This is a genomic window from Sutcliffiella tianshenii, assembly GCF_016908565.1.
In the GTDB taxonomy this organism is placed as follows: domain Bacteria; phylum Bacillota; class Bacilli; order Bacillales; family Bacillaceae_I; genus Sutcliffiella_A; species Sutcliffiella_A tianshenii.
This window is the reverse complement of sequence record NZ_JAFBED010000001.1, coordinates 738942-756803: the sequence shown is the minus strand read 5'-3', so window position 1 is coordinate 756803 and position 17862 is coordinate 738942. Positions and strand designations below refer to the sequence as shown.

The 17862-nt window shown below is 43.3% G+C and carries 16 protein-coding genes and 4 tRNA genes; 19 read left to right on the top strand and 1 reads right to left on the bottom strand.

From position 1 onward, the window contains the following. Nucleotides 1–369 precede the first annotated feature (369 nt). The 17 genes from JOC95_RS03395 (at nt 370) to rlmH (ending at nt 16336) form a co-directional block, all read left to right on the top strand. Nucleotides 370–2340, top strand: a complete 1971-nt coding sequence (locus JOC95_RS03395; protein ID WP_204413330.1) for a DHH family phosphoesterase — start codon at nt 370–372, stop codon at nt 2338–2340. Then, the gene (rplI, locus tag JOC95_RS03390; protein ID WP_204413329.1) at nt 2337–2786 is read left to right on the top strand and encodes a 50S ribosomal protein L9; all 450 of its coding nucleotides are present in this window, start codon (nt 2337–2339) and stop codon (nt 2784–2786) included. The genes JOC95_RS03395 and rplI overlap by 4 nt, the downstream gene beginning before the upstream one ends. Before the next feature lie 96 nt (nt 2787–2882). Further along, nucleotides 2883–4250 carry a replicative DNA helicase gene (gene dnaB / locus JOC95_RS03385; protein WP_204413328.1) on the top strand — a complete coding sequence of 456 codons (1368 nt, stop codon included), beginning with the start codon at nt 2883–2885 and terminating at the stop codon, nt 4248–4250. A gap of 215 nt (nt 4251–4465) precedes the next feature. Further along, entirely contained in the window at nt 4466–5758 is a 1293-nt protein-coding gene (locus JOC95_RS03380) for an adenylosuccinate synthase (RefSeq protein ID WP_204413327.1), read from the top strand. A gap of 348 nt (nt 5759–6106) precedes the next feature. Next, nucleotides 6107–6182: transfer RNA gene (locus tag JOC95_RS03375), tRNA-Lys, on the top strand. Between the two features lie 6 nt (nt 6183–6188). Beyond that, nucleotides 6189–6263: transfer RNA gene (locus JOC95_RS03370), tRNA-Glu, on the top strand. Nucleotides 6264–6285: 22 nt separating this feature from the next. Then, a tRNA-Asp gene (locus JOC95_RS03365) sits at nt 6286–6361 on the top strand. A 29-nt stretch (nt 6362–6390) separates the two neighbouring features. Next, nucleotides 6391–6463, top strand: a tRNA-Phe gene (locus JOC95_RS03360). 366 nt (nt 6464–6829) lie between these two features. Continuing rightward, on the top strand, nt 6830–8320 hold the full coding sequence (locus tag JOC95_RS03355; RefSeq protein ID WP_204413326.1) for a M23 family metallopeptidase: 1491 nt from the start codon (nt 6830–6832) through the stop codon (nt 8318–8320). Between the two features lie 360 nt (nt 8321–8680). Further along, nucleotides 8681–9382: a response regulator YycF gene (gene yycF / locus JOC95_RS03350; protein ID WP_204413325.1), complete on the top strand. Its 702-nt coding sequence runs from the start codon at nt 8681–8683 to the stop codon at nt 9380–9382. A gap of 5 nt (nt 9383–9387) precedes the next feature. After that, nucleotides 9388–11226, top strand: a complete 1839-nt coding sequence (gene walK / locus JOC95_RS03345) for a cell wall metabolism sensor histidine kinase WalK (RefSeq protein ID WP_204413324.1) — start codon at nt 9388–9390, stop codon at nt 11224–11226. Next, a complete protein-coding gene (locus JOC95_RS03340) occupies nt 11223–12554 on the top strand; it encodes a YycH family regulatory protein (protein ID WP_204413322.1) in 1332 nt (443 codons plus the stop codon). The genes walK and JOC95_RS03340 overlap by 4 nt, the downstream gene beginning before the upstream one ends. 1 nt (nt 12555) lies before the next feature. Further along, nucleotides 12556–13350, top strand: coding sequence for a two-component system regulatory protein YycI (locus JOC95_RS03335; RefSeq protein ID WP_204413321.1), 795 nt, complete (start codon nt 12556–12558; stop codon nt 13348–13350). A 6-nt stretch (nt 13351–13356) separates the two neighbouring features. Further along, complete coding sequence (locus JOC95_RS03330) at nt 13357–14151, top strand: MBL fold metallo-hydrolase (protein ID WP_204413320.1); 795 nt, start codon at nt 13357–13359, stop codon at nt 14149–14151. Between the two features lie 133 nt (nt 14152–14284). Then, nucleotides 14285–15517, top strand: a complete 1233-nt coding sequence (locus JOC95_RS03325) for a S1C family serine protease (protein WP_338083048.1) — start codon at nt 14285–14287, stop codon at nt 15515–15517. A gap of 101 nt (nt 15518–15618) precedes the next feature. Beyond that, on the top strand, nt 15619–15774 hold the full coding sequence (locus tag JOC95_RS03320; RefSeq protein ID WP_204413319.1) for a CxxH/CxxC protein: 156 nt from the start codon (nt 15619–15621) through the stop codon (nt 15772–15774). A gap of 82 nt (nt 15775–15856) precedes the next feature. Continuing rightward, the gene (rlmH, locus tag JOC95_RS03315) at nt 15857–16336 is read left to right on the top strand and encodes a 23S rRNA (pseudouridine(1915)-N(3))-methyltransferase RlmH (protein ID WP_204413318.1); all 480 of its coding nucleotides are present in this window, start codon (nt 15857–15859) and stop codon (nt 16334–16336) included. Nucleotides 16337–16451: 115 nt separating this feature from the next. Here the strand turns inward: rlmH and JOC95_RS03310 are convergent, their stop codons facing one another. Next, entirely contained in the window at nt 16452–16700 is a 249-nt protein-coding gene (locus JOC95_RS03310; protein ID WP_204413317.1) for a hypothetical protein, read from the bottom strand. Nucleotides 16701–16845: 145 nt separating this feature from the next. Here JOC95_RS03310 and JOC95_RS03305 point away from each other — a divergent pair, with 145 nt between their 5' ends. Together JOC95_RS03305 and JOC95_RS03300 are read left to right on the top strand one after the other, a co-directional pair. Continuing rightward, on the top strand, nt 16846–17286 hold the full coding sequence (locus JOC95_RS03305; protein WP_204413316.1) for a hypothetical protein: 441 nt from the start codon (nt 16846–16848) through the stop codon (nt 17284–17286). A gap of 99 nt (nt 17287–17385) precedes the next feature. Continuing rightward, nucleotides 17386–17799: an RrF2 family transcriptional regulator gene (locus tag JOC95_RS03300; RefSeq protein ID WP_204413314.1), complete on the top strand. Its 414-nt coding sequence runs from the start codon at nt 17386–17388 to the stop codon at nt 17797–17799. Nucleotides 17800–17862: the final 63 nt, after the last annotated feature.

The following is a 17862-nucleotide window of genomic DNA, read 5'->3' as shown; positions in this document are numbered from 1 at the left end:
TCCTCGGCTTGCCTGCGGGGTCTCAAGTCTACCGCCATCTCCCGCAGGAGTCTCACACCTTGCACTCCAATCAACAGGGGAGGCATTTAACCCAAAACGGTCCGCATTATATTTTTGTTTGCATTGTGTAGTTATTACATTACTCATTGTTAAAAAATCGTTGGCTTTTTTATGAATGCTAGCTGGTGATTGGAGCAATAGGCGAAGACTCCTGCGGGAGGAAGCGTTTAGTGGAGACCCCGCAGGGCGAAGCCCGAGGAGGCTCCACAAACGCCCCGCGGAAAGCGCAGCCTAGTGCGGAAATCAACAGCGGTGTTTAACTCAAACACAAAATAAACAGTAAATTGTTAATTAGGAGCTGAAAAATAAATGCCTAATTATTTTGAAAAACTGAATTTCCGTTACCCTTTCTATACACTGCTGCTCATTAGCGTGATCCAGTTCGGGGTAATCATGTTTTTCCAATGGCAAATAGGGCTGGCAAGTTTTCTGCTCCTTGGTATCGTCATTTACTTCTATATGAAAGTAGAACAAACAGCCAAAAAGGAAATGGAAACTTATATCTCGACCTTATCCTATCGGTTAAAAAAGGTGGGCGAAGAGGCATTGATGGAAATGCCGATCGGGATCATGCTCTACAATGATGACTATCAGATCGAGTGGACCAATCCCTTCCTGGCCTCTTGTTTTCATGAGGAGACGTTAGTCGGCAGATCGCTTTATGATGTGGGGGAGAATCTGATCCCTTTACTGAAGCAGGACGTCGAGACCGAAGTGGTCCCTCTTCATGATAGAAAATATAAAGTGGTGATCAAAAAGGCGGAGCGCCTGATTTACTTTTTCGATGTCACAGAACAGACGCAAATTGAAAAGCAATATGAAGAAGAACGAACAGTACTCGGTATCATCTTCCTTGATAATTATGATGAAGTGACCCAAGGCATGGACGATCAGACGAAGAGTGCCATCAACAGCCAAGTCACCTCCATCATCAATAAATGGGCCACTGAAAATGGCGTATTCCTTAAAAGGACCTCGATGGAACGCTTTATCGTAGTATTGAATGAACAAATTCTAGTGCAGCTTGAAAAAAACAAATTTACGATTCTCGATGAAGTCCGGGAACAAACGGCTAAACAAAGCATGCCGCTGACGCTAAGTGTTGGTATCGGTACAGGCGTCCCTTCCCTTCCGGAGCTCGGGCATCTGGCCCAATCCAGTCTCGACCTTGCGCTAGGCCGTGGCGGTGATCAGGTAGCCATCAAGCAGACAAATGGGAAAGTGCGTTTTTACGGAGGAAAGACCAATCCGATGGAAAAGCGTACGAGAGTAAGAGCCCGCGTCATTTCCCACGCCCTTAAAGAACTGATACATGAAAGTGACAAGGTCATTATCATGGGTCATCGCTATCCGGATATGGATGCAATTGGTGCGGCCATCGGGATTGCCAAGGTGGCGGAGCTCAATCAAAAGGATTCGTTCATCGTGTTGAATCAAAATGAGATTGATGCCGGCATCCAGCGCCTGCTAAGCGAATTGAAAAGTCATGACGAGCTATGGGAGAAAATTATCTCGCCTGAGGAAGCTTTAGATATGGCAACCAATGATACCTTGCTTGTGGTGGTGGATACCCATAAACCGTCACTTGTGATTGAGGAAAAGCTTCTGAACAAGATCGAGGATGTCGTCGTCATCGACCACCATCGTCGAGGGGAAGACTTTATCGAAGATCCGTTGCTTGTATACATGGAGCCTTATGCATCCTCAACAGCAGAGCTTGTGACCGAGCTTTTACAATACCAGCCAAAGCGCCTCAAAATCACCATGCTTGAAGCGACAGCACTACTTGCTGGTATAATAGTAGATACAAAAAGCTTCACTGTCCGAACTGGTTCACGTACATTCGATGCTGCATCCTATCTGCGCTCACAAGGGGCAGACACGATATTGGTGCAAAAGCTATTGAAAGAGAACTTGGATCGCTTCGTCAAGCGTGCAAAGCTTATCGAAAGTGCTTATCTCTATCAGGATGGAATCGTCATTGCAAAAGGCAATCCGGAAGATTTCTTCGATCAAGTCATGATCGCACAAGCGGCCGATACGTTGCTTGCCATGAGTGATATCAATACCTCTTTTGTCATTGCCCATCGGACTGGAGATCAGGTCAGCATCAGTGCAAGGTCCCTTGGCGACATCAATGTGCAGGTCGTCATGGAGATGCTGGAAGGCGGCGGACACTTGACTAATGCAGCGACTCAGCTGAGCATGACGATAGATGAAGCAGAAGAGAAACTTAAAGAAGCAATTCGTGAATACCTACAAGGAGGTACCAAGGAATGAGAGTCATTTTCTTGAAAGATGTAAAAGGAAAAGGGAAAAAAGGCGAAGTTAAAAATGTGGCAGATGGCTATGCCCATAATTTTCTACTAAAACAAGGGTTGGCGATGGAAGCATCACATGGTAACCTTAAATCATTAGAGGCACAAAAAAATAAAGAAGTAAAAGAAGCGGAGCAAGAGCTTGAGAATGCAAAAGAACTCAAGGAAACAATCGAAAAGCTGACATTGGAGTTCCAAACGAAGGCTGGGGAAGGCGGACGCCTTTTCGGCTCTATCACGACCAAGCAAATCTCCGAAGAACTGCAGAAAAAGCATAAGATCAAAATCGATAAACGTAAAATGGAACTGAACGATGCGATTCGAGCTTTGGGCTATACGAATGTTCCGGTTAAGCTGCATTCCGAAGTCACTGCAACGCTGAAAGTACATGTAACGGAACAAAAATAATAGATAAAGCCAACAACCAATCGATGCTCGGCAGCAGCCGGGTTTTCTTTTTGCAAAGGAATATATAGACAAGCTTACGAGGGAGGAGGAACAAGGATGAGCGATCTTTTTGCTGACCGTATACCACCACAAAATATAGAAGCGGAACAGGCCGTCCTAGGTGCCATATTCTTGGAACCTTCGGCCCTTACCATGGCGGCAGAGCTGGTTTTGCCAGATGATTTCTACCGTGCTGCCCACCAGAAGATCTTCAATTGCATATTGAATCTATCGGACCGCGGGGAACCGATCGATCTTGTAACTGTCACAGCAGAGCTTGCGAACTTGAGGCTGTTAGAAGAAGTAGGCGGGGTTTCCTACTTGAGTGACTTGGCAAACTCGGTTCCGACTGCAGCAAATATTGAGTACTATGCAAAAATCGTTGAGGAAAAGTCCATTCTAAGGCGACTGATCCGTACGGCTACAAGCATCGCACAGGAAGGCTATTCCAGGGAAGACGAAGTGGCAGGCCTGCTGAATGAAGCGGAAAAGCAGATACTTGAAGTATCACAACGCAAAAATTCCGGGGTCTTCCAGAACATCAAGGACGTGCTTGTGAAAACCTACGATAACATCGAAGTCCTCACCCAACGCAAAGGGGAAATCACCGGTATCGAAACAGGCTTCACTGAGCTTGATCGTATGACTGCGGGTTTCCAGCGAAATGACCTGATCATCATCGCGGCCCGTCCTTCTGTTGGTAAAACGGCTTTCGCACTGAATATTGCTCAGAACGTGGCAACAAAAGCCCGGGAGAACGTCGCTATCTTCAGTCTGGAGATGGGTGCTGAGCAGCTTGTCATGAGGATGCTCTGTGCGGAGGGGAATATCAACGCACAAAACCTGAGGACCGGTCAATTGACTGCTGAGGATTGGAGCAAGCTGACCATGGCGATGGGAAGCCTCTCCAATGCCGGGATCTACATCGATGATACACCAGGTGTCCGAGTGAGTGAAATACGCTCCAAATGCCGCCGTCTGAAGCAGGAGAGCGGCCTTGGGATGATCCTGATCGATTACCTGCAACTGATCCAGGGAAGCGGCAGAAACGGCGGAGAGAATCGTCAGCAGGAAGTATCCGAAATATCCCGTTCCTTAAAAGCTCTAGCAAGGGAATTGCAGGTTCCGGTTATTGCCCTATCCCAGCTTTCCCGTGGTGTGGAGCAAAGACAGGATAAGCGCCCGATGATGTCCGATATCCGTGAATCCGGAAGTATCGAGCAGGATGCCGACATCGTTGGCTTCCTATACCGTGACGATTATTACGACAAAGAAAGTGAAAACAAGAACATCATCGAGATCATCCTGGCCAAGCAGCGTAATGGTCCGGTTGGTACGGTCTCACTCGCTTTCGTAAAAGAATACAACAAATTCGTTAACCTCGAGCGCAGATTTGATGATGAATCTGTCCCACCGGGGGCATAATAAAAGGCATCTACACTTGTAGGTGCCTTTTTTATATGATAAATGTTATAGAACAAAACAAAATGCAACAAAACTGTAATATTCACGAACAAATAACAATGCAAATTTATTAATCGTTCGGGTTTTGGTTGACTTTCTCATGATCAGCTGATAAACTTACTTTGGTTGAAATAGTGAAAATAAAAGTCTACATATTTAGTGGAGGTGTACAAACTATGGCATCAGTAGTCGTAGTAGGAACACAATGGGGCGATGAAGGAAAAGGTAAAATCACGGATTTCCTTTCAGAAAACGCAGAAATGATCGCGCGTTACCAAGGTGGAAACAACGCAGGACATACAATAAAATTCAATGGTGAAACGTATAAATTACATCTAATCCCTTCTGGAATTTTCTACAGCGATAAGATTTGTGTTATCGGTAACGGGATGGTTGTAGATCCAAAGGCTTTAATCACAGAACTGAAATATCTTCATGATCGCGGAGTAAGCACAGATAATCTTCGCATCAGTAACCGTGCGCACGTCATCTTGCCATATCACCTAAAACTGGATGAAGTGGAAGAAGAGCGCAAAGGTGCAAATAAGATCGGTACAACGAAAAAAGGTATCGGACCGGCATATATGGATAAGGCAGCACGTGTCGGAATCCGTATCGCAGATCTTCTTGATCGTGAGCTTTTCGAAGCGAAATTGGCACACAATCTTGCAGAGAAAAACCGTTTACTAGAAAAGATGTACGAAGCGGAAGGCTTTAAGCTAGAGGACATCCTTGACGAGTATTACGAATATGGCCAACAATTCGCAAAATATGTAACAGATACTTCTGTTGTATTGAATGACGCATTAGACGATGGCCGCAGAGTGTTGTTTGAAGGTGCACAAGGCGTTATGCTTGATATCGACCAAGGTACGTATCCGTTTGTAACATCCTCCAACCCTGTTGCTGGTGGCGTGACAATCGGTTCCGGTGTCGGCCCATCTAAGATCAATCACGTAGTCGGTGTTGCGAAAGCTTATACAACACGCGTTGGTGATGGTCCATTCCCTACAGAACTTGATAATGAAATCGGTCATCAAATCCGTGAGGTTGGAAGAGAGTACGGGACAACCACTGGTAGACCACGCCGTGTCGGCTGGTTTGACAGCGTAGTGGTACGCCATGCCCGACGTGTCAGTGGGCTGACAGATCTATCCCTTAACTCTATTGACGTGTTAACCGGCATCGAATCCTTAAAAATCTGTGTTGCCTACAAGTACAAGGGCGAAGTGATGGAAGCCTTCCCGGCAAGCTTGAAAGTCCTTGCTGAATGTGAACCGGTATACGAAGAAATGCCAGGTTGGACAGAAGACATTACCGGCGTAAGAAGCCTTGATGAGCTCCCTGAAAACGCACGCCACTACATCGAGCGCGTGTCCCAGCTAACAGGCATCCCACTATCCATATTCTCAGTAGGACCAGACCGATCTCAGACGAATGTAGTAAGAAGCGTGTACGCTAATAAATAATATATTGATTTAATGTAATTAGGGATGGTTGCTTCTTGATGAAGCAGCCATCTTTTATTATTGGTTCTATTATAGAATAGTATTGGCTATGTGACTCTAGCAGTTGATTGGAGCAATAGGCGAAGACTCCTGCGGGAGGCAGCGGTAGGCTGGAGACCCCGCAAGGCGGATGCCGAGGAGGCTCCAGCCTACCGCCCCGCGGAAAGCGCAGCCTAGTGCGGAAATCAACAGCGGTGTTTAAAGGGTACACTTTGTTTAAATCTTTTTTTAAAAAGACTATTGCTTAAAGCAATGATATTATGATATTATTAAAAACGTCGTCAAAACAGTAGATTGTTAGACACTTAAGTGCCATTAGCTCAGTCGGTAGAGCATCTGACTTTTAATCAGAGGGTCGAAGGTTCGAGTCCTTCATGGCACACCATTGCAAGGCCCATTGGTCAAGCGGTTAAGACACCGCCCTTTCACGGCGGTAACACGGGTTCGAATCCCGTATGGGTCACCATCTTTTACTTATCAGCATCAAAGGTCCCGTGGTGTAGCGGTTAACATGCCTGCCTGTCACGCAGGAGATCGCCGGTTCGATCCCGGTCGGGACCGCCATTTTTTCTAATTTATACATAACTAAATTAGGCTCGGTAGCTCAGTTGGTAGAGCAATGGACTGAAAATCCATGTGTCGGCGGTTCGATTCCGTCCCGAGCCATCCCAAAAAGCCCGCCGCTTTTCAATGACGAAAAGCGGAGGGCTTTTTTATGTTCCATGATTATTGCTAATAAACCCTTCATTATACAAATCTACCAAAATTGCCTCATTATTTATCACAATTATGTAAGAAAAATTACCCATTCTGCTAACTATATAAGGAAAAACCACTAAAAATCGCCTAAATATGACAACAATAATACAATTATGTTACATCTTTTGTTCTACTATTCTATTCTTTTATAGTTATATGGTATGGTAAAGAAGTCGAAAAATTTACGTGGGTATCGAAATACCTAGTAATCTTTCAACAAATAAAAATAAACATGTTCTTTTTGTAGAGGAATGGAATCAGGGGGATTTAACCATGATCAGCCAATTAAAGTCTATATATAGTACATACACAAAAAAACTAAATATGAAACATAAAATAGAAAATAATCGTTTTTCTGTACTGACTAAAAAGGCGTTGCTTACTACTGTTGCCGTAGGAACGTTATCAGTTGGAGCTGTAGCTGCCCAAGCAAGCGAAAACTCCCTTTTAGGGACAATCTACCATGTCTATGTAAATGGAGAACGCGTTGGAGCAGTAGATGATAAAGGCCTGCTGGATAAAACAGTCGATGCAAAGATTCAAGAGATGCAGAAGGATTTCAAAGGTCTTGACCTTACTGTAGGAAACCAGCTTTCCGTTTTACCGGAAAAGGTATTCAGACCTTCCACTCAGAACAAGGAAACTCTAGATAAAGTTACCGCTGAATTGGAAGTACAGGCAAATGCCTCTGCCATAACTGTCGATGGAAAAGAAATCGTGCTGCTTGGAAGCAAGGAAGATGCGGAAAAAGTAATAAAGCAACTGACTTTAGGTTTTGTCTCTGAGGAGAAATTGAAAGAGCTAGAGCAAAGAAAGAAAGTCGATGTGGAGCTTCCTGCTATCAAAGTGGATGAGTCTCGTATATTAGACGTTCAAATGAAAGAAAAAGTTTCATTTTCCGAGAAAAATGTTAAACCTTCTGAAGTACTGACGGTTGAAGAAGCTGTTAACCTTCTGAAGAAGGGTGTCAAGGAAGAGGAAAAGTACGAGGTGGCACAAGGTGATGTACTTGGGGATATCGCTGAAAAGCACGATCTTACTTCCGAAGAGCTGTTGGCATTGAATCCTGACATCAAGGAAGATTCTTTACTGAAGATAGGTTCTACGTTAAATGTTACGGCATTGAAACCATTCGTACATGTGGTAGTGAAAGAGGAATCCTCCCGTAACGAAGAAATCCCTTATGAGCAAGAAGTAGTGGAAGATGCAGATCTTCCTAAAGGGGAAACAAAAGTGAAGCAGCAAGGTGTAAATGGGGAGAAAAACATTCAAACCATCGTCACTAAAGAAAATGGTGTTGAAGTCAATAAAGAGGTTACACACGAAGAAGTGTTAAAAGAACCTGTTAAGCATATCGTACTAAAAGGAACAAAGGTAATCCCATCACGTGGCAGCGGTTCACTTGCATGGCCGGCAGTAGGCGGTTATGTATCAAGTAAAATGGGACATCGTTGGGGTAAGATGCACAAAGGCATCGATATCGCACGTCCTAGCGACCGTACAATCAAAGCTGCTGATAATGGTGTTGTAGAGTCAGCTGGCTGGGATGGCGGTTATGGCAATAAAATCGTGATCAATCACCAAAATGGAATGAAGACTACGTACGCTCATTTGGCATCCATTGATGTATCAGTTGGACAAACAGTAGCCCGAGGAGCAAAAATCGGGGTAATGGGAACAACTGGTCAATCCACTGGAATCCACCTGCACTTTGAAGTGTACCAAAACGGTCAACTAAAAGACCCAATGCAATTCTTAAACTAAAATAATCTCTCAAACCTCTAGCAAACCATAAAAAGCTAGAGGTTTTTCTTTCTTTCAGGCTAGGTTTATGAGTAGTATAAACTAATTAAGAATCTAGCTGTGGATTGGAGCAATAGGCGAAGACTCCTGCGGGAGATAGCGTTTAGTGGAGACCCCGCAGGCGAAAGTCGAGGAGGTTCCACAAACGCCCCGCGGAAAGCGCAGCCTATTGCGGAGAGCAACAGCGGTGTTGATATAGAAATACCTGCTTTTCTGTTATTAGATGCTTTACCGAGCTTTACATGGTAAAGTATTTAGTATAATGCACATAGAAAATTTAAATGATACTAATAGATAGATGTGATAAGGAGCGAATTCGCGATGGAAAAGAAAATATTAGTTGTAGACGACGAGAAACCAATTGCAGATATATTGAAATTCAACCTACAAAAAGAGGGTTATGATGTTTATTGCGCCTATGACGGCGAAGAAGCGGTCAACAAAGTGGAAGAAATTCGCCCGGACTTGATTCTATTGGACATCATGCTTCCTCAAAGAGATGGAATGGAAGTTTGCCGTGAAGTCAGGAAAAAGTATGAAATGCCTATCATCATGCTTACTGCCAAGGATTCTGAAATAGATAAAGTATTGGGTCTTGAACTTGGTGCGGATGACTATGTCACAAAGCCTTTCAGCACACGCGAATTAATCGCACGAGTAAAGGCTAATCTGCGCAGGCATCAACAGAAAGGTAATGACGTGGATGAACCGACCGAGATTTCCATCGGCTCGCTTGTAATCCACCCGGATGCCTATATGGTGACAAAGCGCGGAGATATGATCGAGCTGACGCACCGTGAGTTCGAATTGCTCCATTATCTGGCTAAGCATATAGGACAGGTCATGACTCGTGAGCATTTGTTGCAAACTGTTTGGGGCTACGACTATTATGGAGATGTCCGTACAGTCGACGTAACAGTGCGACGCCTCCGCGAAAAGATAGAGGACAATCCAAGCCATCCTACATGGATTGTAACTAGAAGAGGAGTTGGCTATTACCTGCGACAATCCGAGCAGGAATAATACACATGAAAAAAGTTGGTTTCTTTCGCTCCATTCACTTAAAATTTGTGTTGATTTATGTCCTGTTGATTCTGATTGCCATGCAGATTATCGGGGTTTATTTTGTAAGCAAGCTTGAAAAGCAATTAATTAACAATTTTTCAGACTCTCTAGACGAACGGATAACGTTATTGACCTACAGTATCGAGCAGGAAATCAAGAAGCAGCGGGACGATACTACATTAACAATTGAGGAGGATATCCGGAATGTCTTGCAGGATGTTACCATGGAGGACATCTTGGAAGTCCGGGTCATCAATAACAAAAGCAGGGTTTTGGGAACCTCAGATCCTTACAATCAAACTAGAATGGTAGGGAAAAGGACAACCGACCTGCTTATTAAACGTGCGCTAGCAGTGGGACAGTATTCCGAGGATGATGCCATCGATCGTAATACAGGAGACCGCGTACGCATTATTGCAGCTCCCATAAAGACGAACAGTCAGGAAATCATAGGTGCTATCTATATGAAGGCATCCATGGAAAATGTTTATGCCCAGATGCGTCAGATCAATAGTATCTTTACGGCTGGGACAACGCTTGCTCTGGCCGTAACAGCTGTATTGGGAGTACTGTTGGCACAGACGATAACGAGGCCGATGTCGGATATGCGAAAACAGGCGTTGGAGATGGCAAGAGGGAATTTTTCGCGCAAGGTAAATATATACGGAAATGATGAAATAGGGCAACTGGCGCTTTCTTTTAATAACCTGACAAGAAAACTCCAGGAAGCACAAGCTACAACAGAGGGAGAAAGGCGAAAGCTAAGCTCGGTCCTTTCCCATATGACAGATGGGGTTATTGCGACAGACCGGAAAGGCAGGGTTATCCTGATTAATGAGCCTGCACTCGGGATGCTGAACGTTTCACGTGAAACAGTCCTGCAAAAACCGATTGTGGAAGTCCTTGATATTGTCGAAACGCATACATTTGATAGTTTAGTATCGGAACAGGAAACGTTGATACTGGACTTCAGCACAGAAAAGAAACCGTTGATTCTCCGAGCCAGCAACTCCATCATTCAGAAGGAAACGGGGTTCATTAACGGCTTGATAACGGTTTTGCATGATATTACAGAACAAGAGAAGATAGATCAAGAGAGACGGGAATTTGTTGCAAATGTATCCCATGAACTGCGGACACCTTTGACCACGATGCGCAGTTACTTGGAGGCGCTGGCGGAAGGTGCCTGGAAGGATGACGAGATTGCACCGAAATTCTTGGATGTGACCCAAACGGAAACTGAGCGTATGATCCGTCTCGTAAATGACCTGCTTCAGCTTTCCAAAATGGATACAAGGGATTATCGTTTTAATAAAGTATCCGTGGATTTTGTGGAATTCTTTAACCGAATCATCGACCGTTTCGAGCTATCAAAATCCCAAGACGTAACGTTTGTCCGTGACTTGCCTGGAGAAGCAGTGTGGGTGAGTCTGGATGAGGATAAAATCACCCAGGTATTGGACAATATCATCTCGAATGCCATGAAATATTCACCTGAAGGTGGTACCATCACCTTTGCTGTCCATATAGAGGAAACGGCCAACCAGATATTAGTTAGCATCAGTGATCAGGGGGTTGGGATACCTAAAGCTGATCTTTCCAAGGTATTTGATCGTTTTTATCGCGTGGATAAAGCGCGGACGCGTATGCTTGGGGGGACCGGTCTAGGTCTTGCCATCGCAAAGGAAATGATTAATGCACATAATGGGGACATTTGGGCGTCAAGTCAGGAAGGGAAGGGAACAAAGATTTTCTTTACACTTCCTATCACGCAAGAAGAACAAAAGGATGATTGGTCATGAAATACGAAAATCTGAAATCACTTATATTAACCATCCTTGTCTTGACCAGCCTGGTTCTTTCCTGGAATTTGTGGACTTATCAGCCGTCATTGGACTATACAAGCAATGAAAAGCTGCTTCGAAATGTTGAAATCAGTAAAACGGAAGAGCCGGAAAACATTATTCGCCCTTCCAAAATCCTGTATCATTTCGATGGGGTGCACTATGGAACGATTGAGAATCAGGAAATACTCCGTTTTACCAAAGAAATGAAAAAGTGGAGTCTGTTTGACATAGATCAAACTTCCACCTTGATTGACGAAGAGGAATTTATTCCTTTTATGCATGACAATGGGAAGATGGAAGTGATATTCCCTGATGATATCCCATTGGAAACCTTGAGATTCCTTATTGGCTTTACTGACGAAGAAGTGCCGAATGGAACGGTGGATCGAATATTGATAGACATTAATAATCAAGGGGAAAAAGGTGCGCCTATCCTTCACCTGGTCAACTATGAAGATAGAAGGATGTATAAAGCAAAGGTCAATAATATTTCCCTCTCTACTCTCAAAGAGAAATTCTATACACCATCCGTTATATATAACGAGTATGTAAGTATTGCTGCAGAGGAAGACAGGTATATTTTCGTACCTAAGGGTCCAATAGAATTGCCCAGAATGAACTTCCTCACAGATTCAATTAATCCGGATGAGTTCAGGGATGCATTATTCAATGATCCAAGTGTCGTGACAAAGGATCAGATGAATGTAGGGGAAGTATATACGGACAGCGAAAGATTCATGAGCGTGGACCGTACGTATACACAGCTTCAGTATGTCAATACAGTATTGCCTAATGAAGCCAATTCCCCTGATTTTAATGTGATTGAACGAGGGATAGACTTTGTGAACGAGCATAGCGGCTGGACGGATCGATTCCAATTTTCACGCTGGAATGTATCTGATGCAGATTATGAAAGGGTCGTATTTCAATTACATGTCGGAAATTATCCTGTGATGAATCGTGATGGATTGACCGAGATAAATCAGGTATGGAGAAACAATGAAGTGTCAAGCTATTCACGTCCCATCTATCAACTGGGGCCACCGATAAATGATCCACAGACTACAATTCTCCCACCCGCAAGCCAAGTGGAGCGTGAATTGAATGCCCTGAAGAATCTGGACATGTCAACGGTCCAGGATATCAGGGTAGGATATGAGTTAAAACGTGAAATGGATTATCAAGGGGTATTCATCTTGGAGCCTGTATGGATGTACCTTGATAACAGCAGCTGGTCAAAGGTCATTTTCACGGAAACAGATGAATTGGGAGGGGGAATGTAAAATGGATTGGCGCAAAACAAAGACCATTTTCATTATTACATTTCTCATCTTGAATATCTTTTTGGCTTCGCAAATTTTTGAAAAGAGAAATGAAAATCAGTGGTCTATCATTACAGAGGCGACAATTGAAGAGCAGTTCGAAGCAGATGAAATTACCTATGAGAATCTTCCAAAGGAACAGGTATCCGAAAGCTATATCAGTGGAAAGAGTTATAAATTTTCTGTTGAGGACAAGGAAGCTTTGGAGAAAAAAGGGCAAACGGTCGAGATTGTAAACGAAACAGTTCTGGTTGGTGCTTTCAAAGAGCCTATACCTGCACCTGAAACAGAAATGGAAACGAGGCTTCCTTCACTGCTGAAAGATCAATTATTGTTCAACGATAAATATGATTATAAGTTCTACCGTAAAGGCGAAAAGGAACTTATCTTTTTTCAATCCTATAAAAAAGGGTTGATTTATAGTAATAATGAAAGCGGCATGCTTAGTTTATATCTGGATGATGAAAACAATATCGTCTCCTACAAACAGACATTGATTTCAGATTTGGAAGAGATGGATGAAGCGCAGGAGCTGATAACGGCCTTCAATGCACTTGAAAACCTGTATAATATGAATGAACTGAAGCCTGGAAGCCATGTGACGGATGTCAAACTTGGCTATTATACTTTAGTACAGATTACATCTTCCCATGTACTGACACCAACCTGGCATATTGTCGTCAATGGGGAACAGGATTTCTTCGTCAATGCGTTGGAAGGACAGATCATCCGAAAAGAAAATAGAACATTGGAGTGAAGTGACATGAGCCTGCATTTTAGCGTGCTTGCCAGTGGTAGCACTGGAAATGCAATTTATGTCGCAACAGAGGAGCATTCTTTATTAATTGATGCTGGTTTGAGCGGCAAAAAGATGCAAGAGTTATTTACCAGAATAGATAAAAAGATAGAGGACCTCTCCGGTATCCTCGTTACACATGAGCATAGCGATCATATCAAGGGAATCGGGGTGCTTGCGAGAAAGTACAAGCTCCCGGTCTATGCGAATGAAAAGACTTGGAAAGCGATGGATGGCCTGGTCGGCGCGATCCCGACCGATTTGAAATTCAATTTTGAAACGGAGCGGGTCAAAACTTTTGGTGATTTGGATGTAGAATCATTCGGTGTATCCCACGATGCTGCGGAGCCCATGTTCTACGCCTTCCACCAGGGAGACAAGAAGCTTGTCGTCATCACCGATACAGGCTATGTCAGCGACCGGATGAAAGGGATCATCTCGAACGCAAACGCGTATGTTTTTGAAAGCAATCATGATGTGCAGATGCTGCAGATGGGACATTATCCTTGGAGCATCAAACGCCGTATCCTCAGTGATGTCGGGCATGTATCCAATGAGGATGCAGCGCTTGCCATGGCAGATGTGATGGGCGATCAAACAAAGCGTATTTATTTGGCGCATTTAAGTCAAGATAATAACATGAAAGATCTAGCGAGGATGTCTGTAGAGCAAACACTTGCCACACGGGGGATCATCACCGGTGAGCAGGTCGAGCTATATGATACAGATCCAAAATCTCCAACAGCGCTTGCTTTCGTGTAATTTCTTAGGCTTTGGCGCCTTTCTTTTTGTCTTTTTCCAGGATGAAAATGCAAAGGCACTTTACTCCCCTAAGTATTTTACGCGGAGGAGGTGCTGGCATAAAGTTGCATTTTCAGGAAGGATGGATGAGGCAGTGGGATACTACGATCAGCATGATCATTCAAAACAGAAAAGAAAAAAAAGAAGCTATTTGATTCCCGGACTTATTGGGTTATTGCTAGGCGCCTTTCTCTTTATGGTGGCCATACCGTCATTGTCAAACAATGCTACGCCTGATCTTAGTGAACCGGCTAGAGAAGAAGAAGCAAGGCGAGTCCCAGAGCCCGGGGATGCCGGAACGGCTGAAGTGCGTAATGTTTCTGTCAATGTAGAATCTGCGATCACCAATGCGGTGGATGCTGTGGCGGAAGCAGTAGTGGGGGTCATCAATCTGCAGCAGTCGTCTTTTTGGGAAAACGGTGAAGTTGAATCGGGTTCTGAAGGCGAAGCGGGCACAGGTTCTGGTGTAATCTATAAAAAAGAAAACGGCAAAGCCTACGTAGTCACAAACTTCCATGTAATAGAAGGTGCAGGGGAAGTCGAGTTGAGTCTAATTGATGGAACCAGGGTCCCTGCTGAGGTGCTTGGAGAGGATCCTTGGACAGATTTGGCCGTCCTTGAGATGAAGGATGAGTTTGTGACAAAGGTGGCCGACTTCGGCAACTCTGATAATGTGAGAACCGGTGAACCGGTGATAGCGATAGGAAATCCCCTGGGGCTTCAATTTTCCGGCTCTGTCACACAAGGAATCATTTCTGGGACAGATAGAAGCATCCCGGTGGATATTAACCGCGACGGGACTTTTGATTGGCATGCGGATGTCATGCAGACGGATGCCGCCATCAATCCTGGTAACAGCGGCGGGGCATTGATCAATATCCAAGGAAAGCTAATCGGAATCAATTCCATGAAGATCGCCCAGCAGGAAGTAGAAGGGATCGGTCTGGCTATCCCGATCAACTCGGTGATTCCTGTCATCAACGACCTGGAACAGTATGGCGAAGTAAAAAGACCATACTTTGGAGTGAGCATCGGTTCCTTGTCTGATGTATCGAGCTACCACTGGCAGGAAACATTAAAGCTTCCAAAAGAGGTCAAAGCGGGCGTCTACGTAACAGGAGTGTCCCCTGGTTCACCAGCGGCGGAAGCAGGACTTAAGGAATACGACGTAATCGTCGAGCTCGACGGGGAGCCTGTAAGAGATGTCATTGAGCTTCGGAAACATTTGTATAATGAAAAAGAAATCGGTGACACCATGGAAGTGACATTCTATCGAGGCAAGGATGTAAAGAACGTTTCCGTGAAGCTATCAGAAGAATCATCTTAAAAAAAGGGGAGATTTCTCCCTTTTTGTGTGCTTTCATTTATAAACATGTGGATAAGTGGTATCCTTGTAAAGAAAACAAGGTACAGAAAGGATTGAACACAATGAAATGCTGTCTGGAACATATCGAGCTGGCAATGGAAATGTACATAGATGAACACGAAGAGGCGCCAATCCTGGAGATGGTGCCAGAAGAGGAAAAGTTATCAACAACCTGTGAATTCTGCTCCGAACATGCAGTATATATGGTGGGGAACTAATATTCGCATACTAAATGTGGGTAGAAATTGTTGATATGTGGATAACTTCTGTGGATAAACTGTTTGCAAGGCGGGGATGACTGTGAATATCTCAATAATCACAATTGGGAAGCTAAAAGAAAAATATTTGAAACAAGGAATAGATGAGTACCTGAAGCGACTTGGCGCCTATGCAAAGGTGGAGGTAGTGGAGCTGCCGGATGAAAAAGCACCAGAACAGCTTAGCGATGCCGAAATGATCCAGGTCAAGCAGAAAGAAGGAGAACGGATCCTGGCGAAGATATCAGATGACACCCACGTCATCGCGCTGGCCATCCAAGGAAAGCAGCGATCGTCCGAGCAGCTCGCAGGTGAAATCGATAAGCTCGCTACATATGGGAAAAGTAAAATCGCATTCGTCATCGGAGGCTCACTCGGTTTGAGCGATGAAGTGATGAAGCGGGCGAATGATACCCTGTCGTTTTCTAAGATGACTTTTCCTCATCAGCTTATGAGGTTGATTTTGGTTGAGCAGGTGTATCGTGCTTTCCGGATTAATCGGGGGGAACCGTATCACAAATAGTGGTAAAGCAGAGATTTGAATTAAATATCGATAGTTCAATGTTAAAATTGCTTGATAAATAATTGGAGTATTAGGGCGAATTAAAACGGCTGCATTTGTAGCCGTTTTATATTTATTACTGATTCTCAGTTTTTATTGCTTCAGCTTTTGCAAGGTAAAAGTTATATTCAAGCCCTTTTTGTTTTTGAGCTATAACTGTAAATTCAATAATGTCACCAAACTTAAACTCTGGAATCTTCCCACTACCAAAGAATTTATGTACTTCCCCATTCACTTGAATATTTATGATACTCATTTTTTTATTATTAATCTTAGTAGTAAAGTGCCCACATGAAATGACACGACCTTTACCATTTAAAAACATATAATCACTCCTGTTCCATATATAAATACAGATAAATGATAATACAATATTTCGTTTTATGTATAAAAAAGTCCAAGAAGGTAAAAAGGAAAAGGCAGATAGATAGTCGAATAATTTGGAAGTAAAGAATCGAGGTGAATACCTTATGCCTGAACCGAGTATTAGATTAGCAAAGATGTGGGAAGATGTTGATTTTTTTGAGCTACAAATGGAAATTAAGGGTTTAAACTGCATGATATACATAGATATTTACACTTCTAATGAAGACCTTGAAGAGTTAAGACAAGGTATTAACAATTTTTCAAATTCCAAAGGTAATGAGTTTATCTGGACTTCCGGAAATGATATTGAAAATGTTACTCATTTTTTATCTATTAGATTTTTTATACATAACAACAGAGGACACATTGGGATAGAGATAATAGCTGATAATAAGATGGAAAAACCATACCATATGCGTTCAAACTTTTTCATAATCACTGAACTAAATCAACTTGATGATTTTGCAAAGAAACTAGAAAGGTTAATTAATGAAGATACTATTGAGTTAGAAAGTATCATTCCGGCAAATGATAGATTAGTCTAAGAGCTTGGTAAAAGCGTCAAGCTCTTAAACCCCTCTGTAAACACTTTGACTTTTTATGGGAGATGTTTCAGAATAAAGTGTAGATGAAGAGGTGAGACAATGAGTGAAAAGGTGACGAGTACAAAGTGGTTCAGTATGGCCATTCAGGCCCTCGTGGTGCTTGCTAATAATGAAGGCCGATGTCCGAGCGGAGAATTAGCAGAGAAACTTAATTCTAAATCTGTCTTTTTAAGAAAAATATTAAGGCACCTGGTTAAAACCGAATTAATCCAGGCGAAAGAAGGCCGAGACGGTGGGTATTTTCTTGTCAAAGATCCAAGTGAAATCAAACTGTCCGAAGTATATGATGCAATGAAAGCGGAAACCTTTCCTAAGGGGTTCTTTAATGTAGAAAGTAAAGAATGTTTTGCTGAGACTACTCGTGAATCCCTCTGTACTTTACGTGATGAAATGGAAGGCTGGGTCGTTGCCGGTTTAGAACAAAAGACCATAGCTGATTTAATGAAAAAGTGAAACATAGCTGTTTCGCTTTTTTATTTTGTTTCCGTTAACTGTATTTGACAAAGGAACAGTTAA

What these genes read in the sequence shown, in the direction of transcription:
- JOC95_RS03395 (WP_204413330.1), top strand. Translation starts at nt 370, where the DNA reads ATGCCTAATTATTTTGAAAAACTGAATTTCCGTTACCCTTTCTATACA.
- rplI (WP_204413329.1), top strand. Translation starts at nt 2,337, where the DNA reads ATGAGAGTCATTTTCTTGAAAGATGTAAAAGGAAAAGGGAAAAAAGGC.
- dnaB (WP_204413328.1), top strand. Translation starts at nt 2,883, where the DNA reads ATGAGCGATCTTTTTGCTGACCGTATACCACCACAAAATATAGAAGCG.
- JOC95_RS03380 (WP_204413327.1), top strand. Translation starts at nt 4,466, where the DNA reads ATGGCATCAGTAGTCGTAGTAGGAACACAATGGGGCGATGAAGGAAAA.
- JOC95_RS03355 (WP_204413326.1), top strand. Translation starts at nt 6,830, where the DNA reads ATGATCAGCCAATTAAAGTCTATATATAGTACATACACAAAAAAACTA.
- yycF (WP_204413325.1), top strand. Translation starts at nt 8,681, where the DNA reads ATGGAAAAGAAAATATTAGTTGTAGACGACGAGAAACCAATTGCAGAT.
- walK (WP_204413324.1), top strand. Translation starts at nt 9,388, where the DNA reads ATGAAAAAAGTTGGTTTCTTTCGCTCCATTCACTTAAAATTTGTGTTG.
- JOC95_RS03340 (WP_204413322.1), top strand. Translation starts at nt 11,223, where the DNA reads ATGAAATACGAAAATCTGAAATCACTTATATTAACCATCCTTGTCTTG.
- JOC95_RS03335 (WP_204413321.1), top strand. Translation starts at nt 12,556, where the DNA reads ATGGATTGGCGCAAAACAAAGACCATTTTCATTATTACATTTCTCATC.
- JOC95_RS03330 (WP_204413320.1), top strand. Translation starts at nt 13,357, where the DNA reads ATGAGCCTGCATTTTAGCGTGCTTGCCAGTGGTAGCACTGGAAATGCA.
- JOC95_RS03320 (WP_204413319.1), top strand. Translation starts at nt 15,619, where the DNA reads ATGAAATGCTGTCTGGAACATATCGAGCTGGCAATGGAAATGTACATA.
- JOC95_RS03310 (WP_204413317.1), bottom strand. Translation starts at nt 16,700, where the DNA reads ATGTTTTTAAATGGTAAAGGTCGTGTCATTTCATGTGGGCACTTTACT.
- JOC95_RS03305 (WP_204413316.1), top strand. Translation starts at nt 16,846, where the DNA reads ATGCCTGAACCGAGTATTAGATTAGCAAAGATGTGGGAAGATGTTGAT.
- JOC95_RS03300 (WP_204413314.1), top strand. Translation starts at nt 17,386, where the DNA reads ATGAGTGAAAAGGTGACGAGTACAAAGTGGTTCAGTATGGCCATTCAG.